The following is an 18151-nucleotide window of genomic DNA, read 5'->3' on the forward strand; positions in this document are numbered from 1 at the left end:
TGTCTTAAAAAAAACACATGGGGTAAAGCCTAATACACGATATTTCTTATATTTCGATCAATCACCAACAATTATATAAACAAACGTTCAACTCATAGGCGAGTCCAAAACGTTTTCATAAAACTGACAAACAACTAAATTCAGAAAAACTTTATAATATTAAATTTAATATCAATTTTATTGATACACATATCAATAAAAACACAATGAAAATGAAATAAATTCATGCATTTTAGTCAGCTTATGCTAGTCCTATCAGTCAAGTCGATGTAACATACTCTGTCTTTTTGAAAATAACCATGATAGGACGTTCATGCGCGAGTATGCTGTTTTTACTTCAGAATCTGTAAGCGAAGGTCACCCAGACAAAATGGCTGACCAAATTAGTGATGCTATTTTAGATGCGATCCTAAAAGAGGATCCATATGCGCGTGTCGCTTGTGAAACCTTAGTAAAAACAGGTGCGGTTGTTCTTGCTGGTGAAATCACAACAACAGCAAATGTTGACTTTGAAGCGATTGTACGTCAAACCGTCAATGGTATTGGCTATCATCACTCAGACTTAGGTTTCGATGGTTCAACTTGTGCCGTGATCAATATGATCGGGAAGCAATCTCCAGAGATTGCCCAAGGTGTTGATCGCCAAAAACCAGAAGATCAAGGTGCTGGTGACCAAGGTTTAATGTTTGGTTACGCTAGCCGTGAAACCGATGTACTTATGCCTGCGCCAATCTCTTATGCGCATCGTTTAATGGAGCGTCAAGCTGAATTACGTCGTTCAGGGGCTTTGCCTTGGTTACGCCCAGATGCAAAAAGCCAAGTAACTTTTGCCTATGAAAATGGTATGCCTGTACGCTTAGATGCAGTTGTGCTTTCAACACAGCATGATCCTGAAATTAGCCAAGCTAATTTAAGAGAAGCAATCATTGAAGAAATTGTTAAACCAATCATTCCTGCCGATATGTTCCATGCAGGTACGAAATTCCATATCAATCCAACAGGTATGTTTGTAATTGGTGGTCCAGTTGGCGACTGTGGTTTAACAGGTCGTAAGATTATTGTAGATACTTACGGCGGTATGGCTCGTCACGGTGGTGGCGCTTTCTCTGGTAAAGATCCATCGAAAGTTGACCGCTCTGCTGCTTATGCTGGTCGTTATGTGGCCAAAAATATTGTTGCTGCTGGTTTGGCAGACAAATGTGAAATCCAAGTGAGTTATGCGATTGGTGTTGCTGAACCAACTTCGATTTCAATTAATACGTTCAATACGGGTAAAGTATCAGACGAGTTGATCATTCAACTTGTTCGTGAACACTTTGACTTACGCCCATACGGCATCACGCGTATGCTGAACTTAATCCAACCAATGTATAAACAAACGGCTGCTTATGGTCACTTTGGTCGTGAAGGTTCAGATTCTGCATTTACTTGGGAAAAAACAGATAAAGTCGATGTTCTTAAAGATGCGGCTGGACTGTAATTTACTAATTCATAAAAAAGTTCGCAATTTGCGAACTTTTTTATTTGTTGTTATTTATTTGGCTCGGTACTATCGTGCTTAAATATTTCAAATATTGAGCTACTTTGGGCAGGCGGTTCATCTTCATAGTGCTGTGAATATAAATGTACGAATTTGATCACTACGACAATAACAAAACACGCCGCCACACAGAACATCCATAACCCATAAGGGCTTCTGATATGTTGAGAACCACAATAAGGGCATTCCTTATCTGTTGATGCGACCACCTTGTCACAACATGCGCAATGATATTGATATAACATCATTCCTCCTTCCATTTACTCTTTTTTATTTTCTTTTTACAACAATTTCTACCGTCACAGATTTATCCTATGAGAAAAAAAATGAGAATTCAATCTAGTTTTAAGGGTAATTCATTTAAATTAACAATTCTCTTGGATACATTGTAAACAGAGTATGTTCAAGAGATACAGCTCGCTCGTAGTATTATTTTGATCTTTCACATAATTTGTTAAAATATAACTTTTAAATCATAGATGACATCATCATGACTCAGTTGATCAATAAAGGTGGCTTTCGTGAACGTGCCAATCGAAGTCGTAAATACAAACAATCAGAAAATGAGATAACCAGCCTCCCTCCTAGCCAATATCACCCCCAACACAAAGATGAGCCACCACTGACCAAAACAGAACCAAAACAGGATTATCCACCTAAAAATGAAGCATAAAAAAGCACACCAATACGATGTGCTTTAACAAGATTTATGAATAATTAATTCACATCTTTAAATTCAATTTTCTTCTGATCTGGTTTTACTTCACGCGCTTCGCCATCAATAATGGTTGAGTCACGATATTGACCACCACCTTGTTGATTTTGCATATCTTGCATTTGACGCATAAGATCAGCAAATGGATTCTGACCTGTAGCATCTCCCCCCATACCACCCATCATTTGATTCATCATCGCGTGTTGACGTTTTGCCATCGCTTTCATCAACATATTTCTAAACGCTGTTTGAACAGCAGGAATCAGAACTAAAATAGCCAATACATCTGAGATTAATCCCGGAAGCATCAATAAGAAACCCGACATCGCAATCGCTAATTTTTTGGTAACAGCAGGATCACCACCTAACTGCCCTGTCATTTGCATCTGTTGTAATTGCGGCATAATACCAGATGTACTTGAACGAACGAGGTTGAGACCTATAAAAAACGTGATAACAAACCAAAAGAATACGTACCACATGCTCCCTACAAAGTCACCTACGCCGATCCATACCAGAATCTCAGCAATTGCACCAAACACTACGATAAGAAGTAGATTCATGTCAAAATTTCGTCTATCTCAAAAATTAGAAAAATAAATACAACTGTAATATCTTAGTTGATGGGTACTAATGAAGATTTATCAAGGTCTTTGTTTCAATAAGATAAGAAAAGCTTGCAAATAAAAGCCCCCTAATCGAAAGCAAAGACCTGACTTATACGTTAACCACAGTTTGCACTAATGATCTTTTTAGACTCTGGATCAATCGTCACCGTGATCCGATTTTCACGATAATCCATTGTTACAGGTTGATTTGGACCAACATGACGTACAATCTCAGATTTAGTTTTTTGCTTGATTTGATCTTCACTCAACCCCGACTGACCAACTAATTTCTGCGCTTCATCAGCAACACACTTGGTTTGATTCGCACGGAAAAATGCCCATTCTTCAATAACCTGACCACTTGCTAGCTTGCAATAGCCAACTTGACCATTTGCTTCATTACGGATCTCAAGTTGCCCACCCTGTTCAACACAATATTGGCTAGCAGGATTTGCCATACCAATTTTGGGTGGTGTCATATCCTTATTTGGGGTTGCTGAACACGCTACAACTGAAGTGAGAACAACACTTAGAAGTAAAATATTTTTCATAAATTTGAAGTCTAATAAAGTACAAATAAAGATAACAAATAAAGCTGAATATTATGTCTATTATTTGAAACAAGGATATATGATAAACACGAGCTATCTACAAGCCAAACTTAACTCGAACTATCTATTCTTTGTCATCTGATAGGCTTCTTGAGCGATTGCTAATCCAGCTTTTTTAGCAGCATCGGATTCTTGTACAGTATTTGCTTCAACCTGCGTATTTTTCTTTGAAGCGCTTGAATTACGACCATCTTTCGGATTATACGCTTGAGGAATATCTAGCTTATTCCCCACACCCTTACAAGGTTTTGCTTGATATAGCACAGCACCGTTTATCGTGCATTTATAGATATCTCCAGCAAAAGCCGTATTTGTCATAGCAATTAAAAAAATTAAGACTACGTTTTGTTTCATTTTGAGTTCGCTTAACTTCAAAAATTACTGAACAATGATGTATTCAACCCGAATCGCTTCATCAACCAAATAGTGATCTTTTATGAGATAGAAATCAGGCTTATGTTCAAGCCATTCATCCATTGCTAAAATCGCTTTCGTATATCCAGTAATTGCAGGAAAATCTTTTATTTCGATAGCATCCATAGGCTTACCCTTTTTTATTAAGCCTAGCATACGGTAGGGATTTACATACAGTCTAAATTTCAACCTTATGAGTCATTTTAAAATTTAAACATTTAAAATTAAAAAAGCATCCGAAGATGCTTTTCTCACTATAAGCTAGTTGCGATCAGAACGATAAAACTGAACAACAACGTACCTAAAGATCTTTTACAATGTACATGAACTTCTTGCTCAAACCCTTGAGTAAACTGCTCTAAGTTTTCCATAACCCTTACGCTCATTTAATGTACGGTATTTATTAATTTGCCTAAATAGTCCACAAAACAAAATTAGCAAAAAGTATAAGAACATACTAGTGCAATATTTTAACCAAAAAGTCAAATTATGACAAAAATGGGAACATCCCTAAAATTAATCATCAAAAATTCAAAAACTAGGCTGTTGAAATAAAAAAAGCCCACCATAGTGAGCTTTTTTTTAAGAATAATCAGTTCTGTGTAATTACCGTAATACCTGTTGCTTGTGGCCCTTTTTTACCATCAGCAATTGTAAAAGAAACGCGCTGACCTTCGTGAAGAACCTTGAAACCATTACTTTGAATTTCACTAAAATGAGCAAATACATCTTGCCCAGAATCTGCATGGATAAAACCAAAACCTTTAGTTTCATTAAACCATTTAACTGTACCAGTCACAGTGTTAGACATATACTTAAACCTATTAAAAAAATTTGGAATGCTTTAGCAGCAAGTAACTTGGAATCATAAACTCTGAGACTAAATCTGATAAAACGAGAGGTTTGTCTAAACTACGAAATTAAAGATTTGCTGAATCAACAGTGTTATTCTTCTAGTTGTTTTTAAGTATATACTACTTTACTTTTTCCACGCAATAATTATGTAGCAACATATAAAAATTCAGTTTTAATTTAATTTTGAAAAGATCATCTAAAGATAAAAATGCAATTAACTCTTATTTTATATAAATTTATGAATAGCCCCCTAAACCGAGATATTTATCAGAAATACAAATATCCATATCAATTTTTCAATTATTAAAATCAGTCCAATTAAAGAAATAATTTATTTTTCAACAATAAAAAAAGCCCACTTATGTGAGCTTTTCTTACCGAATTACTTCTGTTAGATAACGGTAATATTTGTAGCTTGAGGTCCTTTTTTACCTTGACCAAGCACAAATTTAACGCGTTGACCTTCATGTAAAACTTTAAAACCACTGCTTTGAATTTCGCTAAAATGAGCAAAAACATCTTGACCAGAGTCAGCTTGAATAAAACCAAAACCTTTAGTTTCGTTGAACCACTTTACAGTTCCGTTAACAGTTTCAGACATAAAACCTAAACCTTTAAAATCTTTTGTTAGAAAAAGAGTCAAATAAAAACATAAATATTTTCAAATGAACTCTGTCTATTTTGCTTAAATAGATACCATAAGCATAACAAATTTTAAGTCATGCGATATAGCTGATTGATGAAAGTATGCAAACTTTTTTCATTTTGACGTAATTTAATTTATCAATAAGCTAAAAAAAACTTCTATCTATTTAAAGTTATTCATTATATTGTATTTTCAGAAAGATCATTGAGTCACGTAGATTAGTCGTTTCAATATATGACAAACCCATTAAATTAGCGTATTCACCACTCACTTCCATCCCAAAACTTTAGCTTTAAAGAATGACTTCCGCTGTGTGAACTAAAATCAAATTTGATAAATTGAGCTACAATTCTATATTAAATAAAAAAGCCCACAAACTGTGAGCTTCTTTTCTATTTCATTATCTTAATTAGATAACAGTAATAGTCGTTGCTTGTGGTCCTTTTTTACCTTGACCAAGAACAAACTTAACGCGTTGGCCTTCGTTTAAAACTTTGAAACCATTGCTTTGGATTTCGCTAAAGTGAGCAAAAACATCTTGACCAGAGTCAGCTTGAATAAAACCAAAACCTTTAGTTTCGTTAAACCACTTTACAGTGCCAGTAACTGTTTCAGACATAAAATCTAAACCTTTAAAATCTTTGTTAATAAAAGAGCTAAATTTAACTATCAAATAGTCTTATCTCTAACTCCGTCTACCTTTGTTAAGATAGATACCTTCAAGTATAAGCAAATATTAAGTCAAACGATACAACTGATTGACTGAAGTATAAAAGCTATTGCCATCCAAATTAAAGTCAACTTCTTGACCAGATTGCAAAAGCACCTTTTTACCTACTTCTACCCACTTAAACCCAGTCATCGTATTCTGCTGGCGTTTAATCGGGATAATTTGCACACTAATTTCATTGCCATTACTGGCTTTAGCTATATGCCATTCATTAATAATTTTCAACACAAAATCACTCATTACTGAGCTCAAGTGATCGATTTGAATTTACTACAAGACTAGACAGATGAGGGGTTTTATTACAACATTTCTAGAATCTAATAATTTTTAGCTTTATTTAGGGTTATCTAAGCTAATTTAATTACTGTTTTGTTCTTTCCAAAACAGTAATTTTAAACACATCACAGAGCAAAATTATTTGGAAGCGGGAGCTGGATTTGAACCAACGACCTTCGGGTTATGAGCCCGACGAGCTACCAGACTGCTCCATCCCGCATCAACGAGTTAGCTTTATACGCTAGCAAACTTAATAATGCAAATTATTTTGATAAAAAGTACAAATTTCTCAACCAAGTGCTCACATTAAGTACAAATTCAACATAAACTTGCATTTCTAATCAAATCTAATGCTTCCCATCAACAACTATAAAAATGCAAAGTATCTAAAGCGAATTTTTTGAGTTGTTCAATAAAAAACCTATATTTTTATAATTTAGAATACTACAAAATTATTATGCAGCAAAAACTCGATTATGTAACAATATCAAGACTCTTTTTTTCTTACAGTATTACATGTCGCTGATTATTGGTATTGACCCTGGCTCACGCTTAACAGGTTACGGAATTATCGAAAAAGATGGTAATAAGTTACGTTTTATTGATGCAGGTACGATTCGTACCGAAACTCAAGAAATGCCTGAGCGTTTAAAACGTATTTTTGCAGGTGTAGAACGTATTGTTAAATTTCATGGTCCGACACAGGCTGCTGTAGAACAAGTATTTATGGCCCAAAATCCTGATTCTGCACTCAAACTAGGTCAGGCCCGTGGTGCTGCAATTGCGGCATTGGTCAATCTGGATTTACAGGTAGCAGAATATACAGCACGACAAATCAAACAGTCTGTTGTGGGCTACGGTGCTGCTGAAAAAGAACAAGTACAAATGATGGTGATGCGCTTATTAAATCTGAACATTCAACCACAAGCCGATGCTGCCGATGCGTTAGCTGCTGCGATTTGTCATGCCCATGCGTCAGGCAGTATGAGCAAAATGGCAGTACTCAATGCATTAGGTGGTATGGCTCGTGGGCGTAGTCGCTCAAGTAGCAGACGCCGTTAATCGTCTTGATTCACCACTCGATAAATCATTTTTCCCATGTCATGCGCTTGCAAACCTCTCTCTCCATTTTCAGCCAAGAGATCACCTGCACGCGCATGTAAACTCACAATTTCATGTAATGCGACTTGCTGATGAAACTGAGCTCTTAAACTGGCAATCATGCCTGCTAAGACATCCCCCATTCCACCTGTACCCATACCTGCATTGCCTTGGGTACAGATAAATAATTCATCTTCTAAGACCAAGCTACCTGCACCTTTAAGCACCCATTGCCCTGCATATTTTTGTTGTAATTGCTGAATCGCAGCAATGCGATCTTGCTCAATATCAGCGGTAGTACAAGCCAACAACGTAGCAGCTTCACCAGAGTGTGGGGTTGCGTAAATATGGGCATTTAAGTGTTGCGGATGTTTTGCCAAAAACCACAATCCATCTGCATCCAATACCACTTCTAAATGCGAGCTTTTATTCAATAAAGCAAACCATTGTTGATAAATATATTCTGCCCATTTATCTCGTCCCAAACCCATCCCAAAACAGACAGCATCGACATGATTTAATAACTTTTGAATGGTTTCTTGGTCTAAAGCATTAATATCTCGCACCATAATATTCGGTGAACGAGATAAAATCGCTTGGTGATGCTTGGCATGGCAAACCACACTCACTTTTCCCGCGCCAGCATGAAAAGCAGCTTCAGCAGACATAATCACCGCTCCGCCCATATCTGCATGCCCACCAACTACAAGCACATGCCCATAACTCCCTTTGTGTCCAAAAGCTTGGCGTTTCGGCAAGATAATTTTTTCAGACGATAGATATGCAAGTGGTTTTAATTCTGTATCAATTGGGATCAAGCTGACTAAATGTAGTTTTCCCACATATTCTTTGCCTTGACCTGTAAACAAACCTACTTTATAACCCAAAATTGTAAAGGTCTGATTGGCTTGTACTCCACATGGCAACACTTGACCTGTATTCGCATGTAGTCCGCTCGGAATATCGATAGCAATCTTTAAACCAATCTGTGAGTTAAATAACTGGATGATCGACTGCCATTTCTGATCCAGCATTCGATTGAGACCAATGCCAAACAGGGCGTCAATATGACAATCAAAAGTTGGTATTTCTTGGTGAGCCACTTTTTCCGACAATAAATAATCAATACTTTGAATATCAACTCGATTTAACAGTGCATATTGTACAGCTTGTTTTAAATCTAAAGATTGACCGAGTTCAGCTGCATAAACCGTGATGTGAAATCCATGTTGCTTTAGAAAAGCAGCGATATAGTAACCGTCACCTGCGTTATTACCTTGTCCACACCAAATTGCGATCTTTTGAATTTTATTTTTATTAAATAGTTCAATTAACTGTTGTGAGATTGTCCAAGCGGCTTGTTGCATCAATCCTAAAGATGAGTTTTGCTGAGCAAACCAACGTTGCTCCCATGCGTGAATACTTTGGCTATGATAAACAGGGCTATGGTAAACTGAGCGTTGCATATTTTCTCCTCTTATTGGTTTATGGCTTCATCCACTTCATCTCAGAAATTGTCTCAAAAAATCGAGCTACAACAGTTCGATCCACAAGCACTTAAAGCATGGATAAAAGCACAAGCTTTGGACTTAGGTTTTTCTGATTGTGTCATTGCCAAACCAGATGCTCAAGATCAAATGCCTCGTTTTAAAGAATATTTAAAACGTGGTTACCATGCTGATATGCACTACCTGGAAGAGAATTTAGAGAAACGTGCTGATCCAACATTGCTTGTGCCTGGGACTAAAAGCATTATTTGTGTGCGAATGAATTATCTTGTGGCATCACCTAAGCCCCGTTATGTACCATTTGAACCAAATTCAGCCATTATTGCACGCTACGCGCGTGGACGTGACTATCATAAAATCATGCGTGGACGACTCAAAACTTTAGCCACACGTCTTCGGGAAAAGGTTGGTGATTTTGAGTCACGTCCATTTGCCGACTCAGCACCTATTTTTGAAAAATCACTTGCCGAAAGTGCAGGCATGGGATGGACAGGAAAACATACCTTACTCATTCATAAAAAATCAGGTTCTTTCTTCGTTTTGGGTGAGCTATTTACTTCTCTTGACCTCCCTTTTGATCAACCCGCAACAGCCCATTGTGGCTCATGTACTGCTTGCATCGACATTTGCCCAACACAAGCCATTGTTGAGCCTTATATGTTGGATGCAAGGAAATGTATTGCTTACTTAACTATTGAATATAAAGGAATCATTCCTGAAGAGTTACGATCAGGGATTGGTAATCGTATTTTTGGTTGTGATGATTGTCAGCTGATTTGCCCGTGGAATGGCTTTGCTAAAACTGCGTCAATTCCAGACTTTGACCCAAGACATAGTTTAGATGACATTAGCTTACTAGAGATCTGGCAATGGGATGAAGCAACTTTTCTTGCAAAAACAGAAGGTAGTCCAATTCGCCGCACAGGCTATCAATCCTTTAAACGGAATATTGCAATCGGCTTAGGAAATGCTCCATACTCGGCTGAAATCGTGAGCCAATTGCAAGAAGCTAAAGCTCTACACGATGAGATTGTCAATGTACATATTGAGTGGGCAATTCAACAACAATTGCAGCAAATAAACGTACCTGAATAGAAAAATGATGTTTTTTGCCCTTTGGCTTTGGCACGATTTCTGTATTATTAATCTCAATGTCTGTAATCAATCATCATGGATATAACAATGACTTTACGTAATGACTGGACTCGTGATGAAATCCAAGCTTTATATGACCAACCCTTTTTAGACTTAGTATTTCAAGCACAAGGCGTTCATCGTCAGCATTTCCAAGCAAATGCGATTCAGGTCAGTACGCTACTTTCAATCAAAACAGGTAAGTGCCCTGAAGACTGTAAGTATTGCTCACAATCTGCTCGTTACGACTCTAAGTTAGAAGCAGAAAAGCGTATTGCCGTTGATAAAGTTATTCGTGAAGCACTTGCAGCAAAAGAATCTGGTTCATCGCGTTTCTGTATGGGAGCTGCTTGGCGCAATCCGCATGAGCGTGATATGCCTTACGTGCTTGAAATGGTGCGTGAAGTGAAATCATTGGGCTTAGAAACCTGTATGACTTTAGGTATGCTCAACCAATCTCAAGCGGAACGCTTAAAAGATGCAGGTCTAGACTATTACAACCACAACCTAGACACTTCTCGTGAATATTATTCACATATTATTAGCACACGTACTTTTGACGACCGTCTGGATACACTAGATCATGTGCGTCAAGCAGGTATGAAAGTATGTAGTGGTGGTATTGTTGGCTTAGGTGAAAGCCGTAATGACCGCATTGGTTTATTACATGAACTTGCGACCATGCCAGTACATCCTGAATCTGTGCCAATTAACATGCTGGTTCCAATTGAAGGCACACCTTTGGCTGATGTTGAGAAACTTGATGTGACTGAATGGATTCGTACGATTGCAGTTGCACGCATCATCATGCCACATAGCTATGTGCGCCTCTCTGCTGGTCGTGAATCATTAAGTGATTCTGACCAAGCACTTGCCTTTATGGCTGGTGCAAACTCACTCTTCTCTGGTGAAAAATTACTTACGACGCCAAATGCGGGTGAAGGCAAAGATCAGGTTCTATTTGCTAAATTAGGTTTAACTGCGGAAAAACCAAAACCAACGATTGCAGAACTCTCTGTCGATGCCATGAGTGCATAAACAAAAAAGCCTTGTCATCGAACAAGGCTTTTTTTCTTTCTATACAACTAAATTGATGTCACTAAAATTCCATATTTAGCGTTTAGAAACATTCCTACTCGAATGATATCCACACCAGCCGCATGTGTGACCGAAAGCTCCTGTGTATGTACATCAAAATGGAATGAATCAAAGGTTTCCTGATGATGTATCAGCCATAAAAGAGTATCAGCAATACAGTCATCTGCTGTATATGTTTCTAACTTGAAATCCTTATGCATAAGCGCGTTATCTAATATTATCAACAATGATGATGATGATGATACTCAATACTACGTCTTAGATCAGCTAAATAAAAAAAACACTTAGTCAAAGGAGATTAATGACTAAGTGTATAAAAGAGGAAACTGTAATATCGATTAAGCTGCTTGGGGACTTACAATTATTTGACCTGATTTTAAGCTCGCAACAGCTTTAGCATTGAATTGCAGAGTCAGTACATGATTGTCTAAATGTACATGATAATCACGAATCAATGGCTGCTGTCCTTCATTAGTTTCAAGTACATATTCATCAGCAATATTTAAAATACCTTCAAGATTAGTTGTACTCGACGCACGGTCATGGCTGAATAAATCATAGATTGTTTGTAAATTAAAGCTTGTCTGTTCCTGCGTAGGATGATTTTTTAGGTAACTTTCTAGAAACAAAACCAACTTGTGCGCGAAAAAATAGTAATTCGGTTTATGAGTATAAAGCATGTTCATTTGAAACTCCTTAGGATGATTTTTTCATCAAATCATGACTAAAAAACTAAAGATTTAATCTTAAAAGTTTCTTAAAAACAGTTCGGTGTTTTTGTTAAAATTGTGAACTGTTTTCACTTAATATTTTTTGAAAATTTTCTCTAAACTTTTAAATTTCATATAAACCATCACATAAAACCCATTAAAATTTGAATAAAAAATAAACAAACAATTCAGTTTTACTTACAAAAAATAGCATTTTTATACAGTTTTTTTAATAAAATTCACATAATAAAATAGCTTTTATAATTAAAATTTAAAATAAACAATAAGTTATCTTTCATAAAAATTTAACAAAATGATCCAGCAAAATAATGTGATCAATTTTGCATTATTTACAATAAATGATATATTTTGCACATTACTTGTTCAGCGCAAAAAATAACTGGAAAAGTAATCTAATTCAAACTTTTAGCTGATGTATTAGAGAAATTATTATGAAAAAACTTGCTTTGATCGCTACTCTTTCAGTTGTTGGTATCGCTAACACTCAAGCTGCTGATGGTACGATTACTATTAATGGTTTAGTCACTGACCAAACTTGTAAAATTGTTACTCCTGCAGGAAAAGATTTTACAGTTACACTCCCAACTGTTTCTAAACAAACATTAGCTGCTACAGGTGATGTTGCTGGCCGTACCCCTTTTCAAATCAAACTTGACCAATGTTCAAAAGGTAAAGTTGCAACTTATTTTGAACCAGGTGCAACTGTTGACTTTTCTACAGGTCGTTTAAATAACCAAGCTGTTGGTGGTGCGAATAACGTTAAAGTTCAATTGTTAGGTAGCAACAACCAATTTATTCCTGTACTGGCAACAGGTTCAAACGGCGCTCAAGCAAACTCTCAATGGGTTGATGTTGTAGACAATGGCAGCGCTGACTTGAACTACTATGCTGAATACTATGCAACTGGTGCTTCTACTGCTGGTAAAGTCAGTACTTCTGTTCAGTACACAATCATTTATCAATAATTTATTGATAATGTATGCGAATTTCTAAAATTTAGAAATTCGCAGTTTGTTATAAACAATATATTGCGGTAATAGAGTACGTATAAATGGCATTGAACAGTTACAATATTTTGCTTGGTTTAGTGATATCTTCCGTTTTGGCTGTAAGCACAGCTCAAGCAGAAATTATCTTACATGGTACTCGCGTTGTATACCCATCTGACGCTCGTGAAGTGACTTTGCAAGTGAGTAACAATGGTTCAAAACCATCGCTTGTTCAAGCATGGATTGATGATGGTGATCCTAAAAGTACACCAGACCAATCTAAAGTTCCATTTATGATTACCCCACCTATCTCTCGTGTCGACCCAACAAAGAGTCAATCTCTTCGTATTTCTGCACTACCGAATGCAGCACAATTAGATCAAAAGAAAGAAACTGTTTATTGGCTTAATGTTTTGGATATTCCTCCTAAACCGACTGCGAATAGCAAAGATGTTGTTCCAGATAATTTTTTGCAACTTGCAATCCGTTCACGTATTAAATTTTTCTACCGACCTGCTGGTATTAAAGAAGACGCTAATTTAGCTGCTGAAAAACTGCAATGGATTAGAAATGGCCAGACCTTAACGGTCAAAAATCCAACTCCATTTCACGTTACGATGACTGCCGTATATCAACTTAATGGTACTCAGCCAGTTGATCTCTTGCCCAAAGGTTTAATGTTATCGCCTTTTAGTGAAGATAAAGTACAGCTAAAAACTGCAAATACTGAAAAACTAAGCTTTATTAGTATTAATGATTATGGCGGTCGTATTGAGCATCAAATCAAACTTCAATAATAAAGATATTACTTACCTAGCGATAAATTATTGAATACCTATCCTTGAATAGGCGAAAGAATTATGTCAAATAAGAAAGCTTCTGCTAAGTTCCTTAAGCGTCGTATTTGTTATTACCTTACTTCTGGGATAATAACAATTACGATGCCTATGGCTGTTTACTCAGCAGAACAAACAAAAGAACAAGCCCCTATGGAAGCAGAATTTGACTCTGTTTTCTTAATGGGTGACGCTCAAAAAGTTGATATTTCACGTTTTAAATACGGTAATCCCGTCCTACCAGGTGAATATAGCGTTGATGTTTATATCAACGGAAATTGGTTTGGTAAAAAACGGATGGTTTTCCGCTCTACCGAACAAAATCAAAATGCTTATACATGTTTTACCGCCAATTCATTACTTGAATATGGCGTGAAACAAGAAGTTTTGGTCAATCGTACCGAAACGACAGCTCCAAATACGTGTTATAAAATCGAAGAATGGGTAGAAAATGCTTATTACGATTTTGATACCTCACGTCTACGAATTGATGTTTCTATTCCACAAATCGTATTACAAAAAAATGCGCAGGGTTATGTCGATCCGAGTGTTTGGGATCGAGGTATTAATGCTGGCTTTTTGTCGTATAACGGAAGTACTTATAAAACATTTAACAAATCTTCTGATCAACAAGAAACGACGAATGCTTTTATTGGTCTAACAACAGGCGCCAACATCGGTGGTTGGCAATTTAGACATAACGGTCAATGGCAGTGGCAAGATAACAAAGAATCAGAAAAAAAAGGCTCAAATTACGAAGCTGTCAGTAGCTATGCCCAACGTGCTTTTCCAAATTATCGTGGCGTTCTCACTTTAGGTGATAGTTTTACTAACGGCGAAATTTTTGATTCTTTTGGGTATCGTGGTGTCGATTTTTCTAGTGATGATCGGATGCTGCCAAACAGTATGATTGGTTATGCGCCTCAGATCCGTGGTAATACAAAAACTAATGCAAAAGTTGAGATTAGACAACAAGGTCAATTGATTTATCAAACTACTGTAGCTCCTGGGCGTTTTGAAATTAATGACTTATATCCGACTGGATTTGGCGGCGAACTCGAAGTTTCGGTTATTGAATCAAATGGTGAAATTCAAAAATTCGCTGTGCCTTATGCCTCAGTTGTTCAAATGCTACGTCCCGGTTTAAGCCGTTACTCGCTCACAGCGGGTGAATTTCGCGACCGAGATATAGATTTAACGCCATGGGTAACGCAAGGTAAATATCAGCGCGGTATTAATAACTACCTAACAGCATATACTGGTTTCCAATTAGCAGAAGATTATGGATCTGCACTCGTCGGAGCCGCTTTTGCTACACCAATAGGTGCAATTTCTCTAGACGTAACTCACTCACAAGCAGATTTCAAAAAACAAGAGTCTCAATCTGGTCAAAGTTTTCGCTTAAGTTACAGTAAATTAATTGCTCCAACGGATACGAATTTAACACTTGCAGCATATCGCTACTCTACAGAAAACTATTACAACCTTCGTGATGCAATTTTAATTCGTGACCTTGAAGAAAAAGGCGAAAATACTTATGCCGTTGGCAAACAACGTAGTGAGTTCCAAATTACGCTGAACCAAGGGCTACCTGAAGGTTGGGGTAATGTCTATGTTGTTGGTTCATGGATTGATTATTGGAATCGCAGCGAATCAACCAAGCAATACCAGATTGGTTATAGTAATAATTATCAAGGTATTACCTATGGTATTTCAGCTGTAAGCCGTCAAATAGAATATGGCTCAAATCGTAGTGACCAAGATACTGAATATTTAGCGACAATCTCCTTCCCGCTAAGCTTCAAGAAAAATTCTGCGAACGTAAATACTACCATTGCAGATAATAATCGTACTGTGGGTGTAAGTGGCGTAGTAGGTGATCGTTTCAGTTACGGTGCGAGTATGTCTCACCAAGATCGCAATGATCCTAGCGCTAACGTCAATAGTCGTTATAGAACTAATTTTGCAACAGTCGGCGGATCTTATAGTTATGCAGAAGACTATCAACAGGCAATGTTAAGTCTAAGCGGTAGTATTGTTGCACATTCTCAAGGCGTCTTATTTGGACCAGATCAAGGGCAAACCATGGTTCTAGTTTATGCACCAGACGCTGCAGGTGCAAAAGTCGGTAATACCGTTGGTTTAAGTATTAATAAAGCGGGTTATGCTGTTATTCCTTATGTTACACCATATCGTTTAAATGACATTACCCTTGACCCTCAAAACATGTCTACAAATGTTGAACTAGAGGAAACTAGCCAACGTATTGCCCCTTTTGCAGGTGCAATTGCAAAAGTAGATTTTTCAACAAAAACAGGTTATGCAATCTATATCCAAAGCAAACAGGCAAATGGAGAAAGTTTACCCTTTGCTACTCAAGTCTATAACAAAGACAAAGAAGCTGTTGGCATGGTTGCACAAGGAAGCCTCATTTATGTTCGAACAAAATTACCTCAAGATACGCTTTACGTTAACTGGGGTGATGAAGCGTCTGAGCAATGTCAGGTGAGCTATGATGTTCGTTCTCAACTAGATAAAGATCAACAAAATATGATCATGACTGAGGCAATTTGTAAATGAAGAAAATTCTAATTACTGGTGCTTTATTTACGGCAGGTTTTGCTTTTAATACGGCGACCAATGCATTTTGTACACTCAGCTCAGGCTTCAGTACAGTTGATATTTCTATGGCTGTAGGTCGCGTGGTTGTGCGCCCAAGTGATCCTGTCGGGACTATTTTGCGTAAAGCAACGTTTCCGATCAATCCCAATGGCTCAACACTAAGATGTAATTCAAGTGCGGATCGAATTTACGCAGATTTATCGCAAAATTATCCTATCAGTCCTTTAGGTGATAGTATTTACTCAACCAATATTGCAGGAATTGGTATTCGACTATATCGTGAAGCCGAAAATGCAACCAATTTCTCTGGATATTATCCCTACTCGCGCAGTCTATCACCAGGAACACTTTACAATTTAGCACAAGGCTACTTTGTTGTTGAGATCGTTAAAACAGCATCGCAAACTGGATCTGGTGCCCTTGTTCCGGGTAGATATAGTACCTATTACGTGACTGGACAAAACAGTCGTCCATTTTTAACCAGTACTGTTTATGGTAACGCTATTACCATTGCTTCTTCTTCATGTGAGCTACAAGGCAACATCAATAAAACAGTTCAGCTTCCAACGGTAATGAAATCTGGTTTTAAAGGTGTTGGTTCGACTCAAGGTGAACAAGCATTTGATCTGAATATTTTATGTAATGGTGGTATCAACCCAACAGGTTACGAAGAAAAAACTCAGGTTAGTTTAAGCTTCGATTACACCCAAGATGGCAGTAATAACCAAGTTTTAACCAATACCGCACCGACTGCAACGAAAGCGAATGGTGTTGGGGTTCAATTGATCTCAAATTACCAAAATATCAATAAGGTGATTGCTCGTGGCGACAAACTTGCACTGGGTACGGTTAAATCAAATGAAGTCATTCAATACAATGTTCCATTAGCTGCTCGTTACTATCAAACAGCAACAACTGTCACTGCTGGAACTGTACGGGCGATGGCAACGGTTACCATTCAGTACGATTAAAACTTTAATTCCCAATTTACCTAACCCCAAATCTAGTCATAGAGTTGGGGTTTTTATTTATTTGAAATAAATCACACTAAATAAAGAAATATTGATATTGTATAGATAATTAAAAATACACCAAGATTATCATTACTAAAGAAAAATTAAACATACATCACATTTTAAATAAATATTTTTATCATAGCTAATTTCAATATTGCCTTAATAATAAATTTCATGTTAATTAATAATAAATATATTATATAAAGGAAATATTCATGTATAAAAATATTTATAAAATTCTATTGGGTTCATCATTAATTGCATTTACTTCGGTGGCTTATTCAGCAAATACTATTCAAATCAGTGGAAGTATTGTTGAAGATACATGCTCTGTGAATCAAAATAGCCATGATTGTGAAATACTGAATAATTTACGTCAAAAAATTGAGACTCAGTCAATCTCAGGCAGTGATTTAACAACGAAATCACAGAAAAATAACACCACTGAAATAACGATCGAACAATTATCTGATCAAAAAAGTGCTGTTATTTTAGCTACCTATTACTAATAAAAAGTCTCAAAATAAAAAATAACCGTGAAATAAGCAACATTTTATTATTTTAAAGTTTAGGTGTTATTAAATTAAAATTGAATGAAAATTATCTTAATAACACATCGAATCAAAAGTAATAAGTTTAATTATTCTTAATAATTTTAACTCATTTTTATTTCTGCATTTATTTATCTCTAAATAAATGCAATATCTCATCCATAAGAATT

The 18151-nt window shown here is 36.6% G+C and carries 22 protein-coding genes and 1 tRNA gene; 10 read left to right on the forward strand and 13 right to left on the reverse strand.

The window, feature by feature from the left end:
• Positions 1–313: 313 nt before the first annotated feature.
• On the forward strand, positions 314–1480 hold the full coding sequence (metK, locus tag C502_RS0107825) for a methionine adenosyltransferase (RefSeq protein WP_018678285.1): 1167 nt from the start codon (positions 314–316) through the stop codon (positions 1478–1480).
• Between the two features lie 50 nt (positions 1481–1530).
• Here metK and C502_RS19475 read toward each other — a convergent pair whose 3' ends face one another.
• Positions 1531–1788: a hypothetical protein gene (locus C502_RS19475; RefSeq protein ID WP_026315766.1), complete on the reverse strand. Its 258-nt coding sequence runs from the start codon at positions 1786–1788 to the stop codon at positions 1531–1533.
• A 242-nt stretch (positions 1789–2030) separates the two neighbouring features.
• On the opposite strand from C502_RS19475, the gene C502_RS0107835 reads away from it, so the two are divergent.
• The gene (locus tag C502_RS0107835) at positions 2031–2213 is read left to right on the forward strand and encodes a hypothetical protein (RefSeq protein WP_018678287.1); all 183 of its coding nucleotides are present in this window, start codon (positions 2031–2033) and stop codon (positions 2211–2213) included.
• A gap of 44 nt (positions 2214–2257) precedes the next feature.
• On the opposite strand, the gene C502_RS0107840 is transcribed toward C502_RS0107835, so the two are convergent.
• The 9 genes from C502_RS0107840 to C502_RS0107885 all read right to left on the reverse strand — a co-directional run bounded on the left by C502_RS0107840 (position 2258) and on the right by C502_RS0107885 (position 6615).
• Entirely contained in the window at positions 2258–2818 is a 561-nt protein-coding gene (locus C502_RS0107840; RefSeq protein WP_018678288.1) for an FxsA family protein, read from the reverse strand.
• Positions 2819–2979: 161 nt separating this feature from the next.
• Positions 2980–3414: a putative hemolysin gene (locus tag C502_RS0107845; RefSeq protein WP_023274786.1), complete on the reverse strand. Its 435-nt coding sequence runs from the start codon at positions 3412–3414 to the stop codon at positions 2980–2982.
• 120 nt (positions 3415–3534) lie between these two features.
• Positions 3535–3828 carry a hypothetical protein gene (locus C502_RS0107850; RefSeq protein ID WP_018678290.1) on the reverse strand — a complete coding sequence of 98 codons (294 nt, stop codon included), beginning with the start codon at positions 3826–3828 and terminating at the stop codon, positions 3535–3537.
• Between the two features lie 24 nt (positions 3829–3852).
• The gene (locus C502_RS19265) at positions 3853–4014 is read right to left on the reverse strand and encodes a hypothetical protein (RefSeq protein ID WP_018678291.1); all 162 of its coding nucleotides are present in this window, start codon (positions 4012–4014) and stop codon (positions 3853–3855) included.
• A gap of 466 nt (positions 4015–4480) precedes the next feature.
• A complete protein-coding gene (locus tag C502_RS0107865) occupies positions 4481–4699 on the reverse strand; it encodes a cold-shock protein (RefSeq protein ID WP_018678293.1) in 219 nt (72 codons plus the stop codon).
• 435 nt (positions 4700–5134) lie between these two features.
• A complete protein-coding gene (locus tag C502_RS0107870; protein ID WP_005054361.1) occupies positions 5135–5344 on the reverse strand; it encodes a cold-shock protein in 210 nt (69 codons plus the stop codon).
• 454 nt (positions 5345–5798) lie between these two features.
• Positions 5799–6008 carry a cold-shock protein gene (locus C502_RS0107875; RefSeq protein WP_018678294.1) on the reverse strand — a complete coding sequence of 70 codons (210 nt, stop codon included), beginning with the start codon at positions 6006–6008 and terminating at the stop codon, positions 5799–5801.
• Between the two features lie 117 nt (positions 6009–6125).
• Positions 6126–6359, reverse strand: coding sequence for a hypothetical protein (locus C502_RS0107880; protein WP_018678295.1), 234 nt, complete (start codon positions 6357–6359; stop codon positions 6126–6128).
• Positions 6360–6538: 179 nt separating this feature from the next.
• Positions 6539–6615: transfer RNA gene (locus C502_RS0107885), tRNA-Met, on the reverse strand.
• Positions 6616–6911: 296 nt separating this feature from the next.
• On the opposite strand from C502_RS0107885, the gene ruvC reads away from it, so the two are divergent.
• Entirely contained in the window at positions 6912–7457 is a 546-nt protein-coding gene (gene ruvC, locus C502_RS0107890; protein WP_018678296.1) for a crossover junction endodeoxyribonuclease RuvC, read from the forward strand.
• On the opposite strand, the gene C502_RS0107895 is transcribed toward ruvC, so the two are convergent.
• Positions 7454–8962 (reverse strand): bifunctional ADP-dependent NAD(P)H-hydrate dehydratase/NAD(P)H-hydrate epimerase, encoded by a 1509-nt coding sequence (locus tag C502_RS0107895; protein WP_018678297.1) that lies wholly within the window; start codon positions 8960–8962, stop codon positions 7454–7456. The two genes, ruvC and C502_RS0107895, sit on opposite strands and share 4 nt — an antisense overlap.
• 21 nt (positions 8963–8983) lie before the next feature.
• Between C502_RS0107895 and queG the strand changes: the two genes are divergently transcribed.
• Positions 8984–10099 (forward strand): tRNA epoxyqueuosine(34) reductase QueG, encoded by a 1116-nt coding sequence (gene queG / locus C502_RS0107900; RefSeq protein WP_018678298.1) that lies wholly within the window; start codon positions 8984–8986, stop codon positions 10097–10099.
• Between the two features lie 87 nt (positions 10100–10186).
• On the forward strand, positions 10187–11176 hold the full coding sequence (gene bioB, locus C502_RS0107905) for a biotin synthase BioB (protein ID WP_016163427.1): 990 nt from the start codon (positions 10187–10189) through the stop codon (positions 11174–11176).
• A gap of 47 nt (positions 11177–11223) precedes the next feature.
• Here the strand turns inward: bioB and C502_RS0107910 are convergent, their stop codons facing one another.
• Together C502_RS0107910 and C502_RS0107915 are read right to left on the reverse strand one after the other, a co-directional pair.
• Positions 11224–11436: a hypothetical protein gene (locus tag C502_RS0107910; protein WP_018678299.1), complete on the reverse strand. Its 213-nt coding sequence runs from the start codon at positions 11434–11436 to the stop codon at positions 11224–11226.
• A 138-nt stretch (positions 11437–11574) separates the two neighbouring features.
• Positions 11575–11922 (reverse strand): hypothetical protein, encoded by a 348-nt coding sequence (locus C502_RS0107915; RefSeq protein WP_018678300.1) that lies wholly within the window; start codon positions 11920–11922, stop codon positions 11575–11577.
• Between the two features lie 476 nt (positions 11923–12398).
• Between C502_RS0107915 and C502_RS0107920 the strand changes: the two genes are divergently transcribed.
• The 5 genes from C502_RS0107920 to C502_RS0107940 all read left to right on the forward strand — a co-directional run bounded on the left by C502_RS0107920 (position 12399) and on the right by C502_RS0107940 (position 17939).
• Positions 12399–12932, forward strand: a complete 534-nt coding sequence (locus tag C502_RS0107920; RefSeq protein ID WP_018678301.1) for a fimbrial protein — start codon at positions 12399–12401, stop codon at positions 12930–12932.
• Between the two features lie 86 nt (positions 12933–13018).
• Complete coding sequence (locus C502_RS0107925; RefSeq protein WP_018678302.1) at positions 13019–13753, forward strand: fimbrial biogenesis chaperone; 735 nt, start codon at positions 13019–13021, stop codon at positions 13751–13753.
• Positions 13754–13816: 63 nt separating this feature from the next.
• Positions 13817–16372: a fimbria/pilus outer membrane usher protein gene (locus C502_RS0107930; RefSeq protein ID WP_023274787.1), complete on the forward strand. Its 2556-nt coding sequence runs from the start codon at positions 13817–13819 to the stop codon at positions 16370–16372.
• Complete coding sequence (locus C502_RS0107935) at positions 16369–17385, forward strand: fimbrial protein (protein ID WP_018678304.1); 1017 nt, start codon at positions 16369–16371, stop codon at positions 17383–17385. Before C502_RS0107930 ends, C502_RS0107935 begins: the two co-directional genes overlap by 4 nt.
• A gap of 260 nt (positions 17386–17645) precedes the next feature.
• A complete protein-coding gene (locus C502_RS0107940; protein ID WP_018678305.1) occupies positions 17646–17939 on the forward strand; it encodes a type 1 fimbrial protein in 294 nt (97 codons plus the stop codon).
• Positions 17940–18151: the final 212 nt, after the last annotated feature.

Source organism: Acinetobacter tjernbergiae DSM 14971 = CIP 107465, assembly GCF_000374425.1.
Lineage (GTDB): Bacteria > Pseudomonadota > Gammaproteobacteria > Pseudomonadales > Moraxellaceae > Acinetobacter > Acinetobacter tjernbergiae.

Coding starts and splice junctions, on each gene's coding strand:
- metK (WP_018678285.1), top strand. CDS start 314: ATGCGCGAGTATGCTGTTTTTACTTCAGAATCTGTAAGCGAAGGTCAC.
- C502_RS19475 (WP_026315766.1), bottom strand. CDS start 1,788: ATGATGTTATATCAATATCATTGCGCATGTTGTGACAAGGTGGTCGCA.
- C502_RS0107835 (WP_018678287.1), top strand. CDS start 2,031: ATGACTCAGTTGATCAATAAAGGTGGCTTTCGTGAACGTGCCAATCGA.
- C502_RS0107840 (WP_018678288.1), bottom strand. CDS start 2,818: ATGAATCTACTTCTTATCGTAGTGTTTGGTGCAATTGCTGAGATTCTG.
- C502_RS0107845 (WP_023274786.1), bottom strand. CDS start 3,414: ATGAAAAATATTTTACTTCTAAGTGTTGTTCTCACTTCAGTTGTAGCG.
- C502_RS0107850 (WP_018678290.1), bottom strand. CDS start 3,828: ATGAAACAAAACGTAGTCTTAATTTTTTTAATTGCTATGACAAATACG.
- C502_RS19265 (WP_018678291.1), bottom strand. CDS start 4,014: ATGGATGCTATCGAAATAAAAGATTTTCCTGCAATTACTGGATATACG.
- C502_RS0107865 (WP_018678293.1), bottom strand. CDS start 4,699: ATGTCTAACACTGTGACTGGTACAGTTAAATGGTTTAATGAAACTAAA.
- C502_RS0107870 (WP_005054361.1), bottom strand. CDS start 5,344: ATGTCTGAAACTGTTAACGGAACTGTAAAGTGGTTCAACGAAACTAAA.
- C502_RS0107875 (WP_018678294.1), bottom strand. CDS start 6,008: ATGTCTGAAACAGTTACTGGCACTGTAAAGTGGTTTAACGAAACTAAA.
- C502_RS0107880 (WP_018678295.1), bottom strand. CDS start 6,359: ATGAGTGATTTTGTGTTGAAAATTATTAATGAATGGCATATAGCTAAA.
- ruvC (WP_018678296.1), top strand. CDS start 6,912: ATGTCGCTGATTATTGGTATTGACCCTGGCTCACGCTTAACAGGTTAC.
- C502_RS0107895 (WP_018678297.1), bottom strand. CDS start 8,962: ATGCAACGCTCAGTTTACCATAGCCCTGTTTATCATAGCCAAAGTATT.
- queG (WP_018678298.1), top strand. CDS start 8,984: ATGGCTTCATCCACTTCATCTCAGAAATTGTCTCAAAAAATCGAGCTA.
- bioB (WP_016163427.1), top strand. CDS start 10,187: ATGACTTTACGTAATGACTGGACTCGTGATGAAATCCAAGCTTTATAT.
- C502_RS0107910 (WP_018678299.1), bottom strand. CDS start 11,436: ATGCATAAGGATTTCAAGTTAGAAACATATACAGCAGATGACTGTATT.
- C502_RS0107915 (WP_018678300.1), bottom strand. CDS start 11,922: ATGAACATGCTTTATACTCATAAACCGAATTACTATTTTTTCGCGCAC.
- C502_RS0107920 (WP_018678301.1), top strand. CDS start 12,399: ATGAAAAAACTTGCTTTGATCGCTACTCTTTCAGTTGTTGGTATCGCT.
- C502_RS0107925 (WP_018678302.1), top strand. CDS start 13,019: ATGGCATTGAACAGTTACAATATTTTGCTTGGTTTAGTGATATCTTCC.
- C502_RS0107930 (WP_023274787.1), top strand. CDS start 13,817: ATGTCAAATAAGAAAGCTTCTGCTAAGTTCCTTAAGCGTCGTATTTGT.
- C502_RS0107935 (WP_018678304.1), top strand. CDS start 16,369: ATGAAGAAAATTCTAATTACTGGTGCTTTATTTACGGCAGGTTTTGCT.
- C502_RS0107940 (WP_018678305.1), top strand. CDS start 17,646: ATGTATAAAAATATTTATAAAATTCTATTGGGTTCATCATTAATTGCA.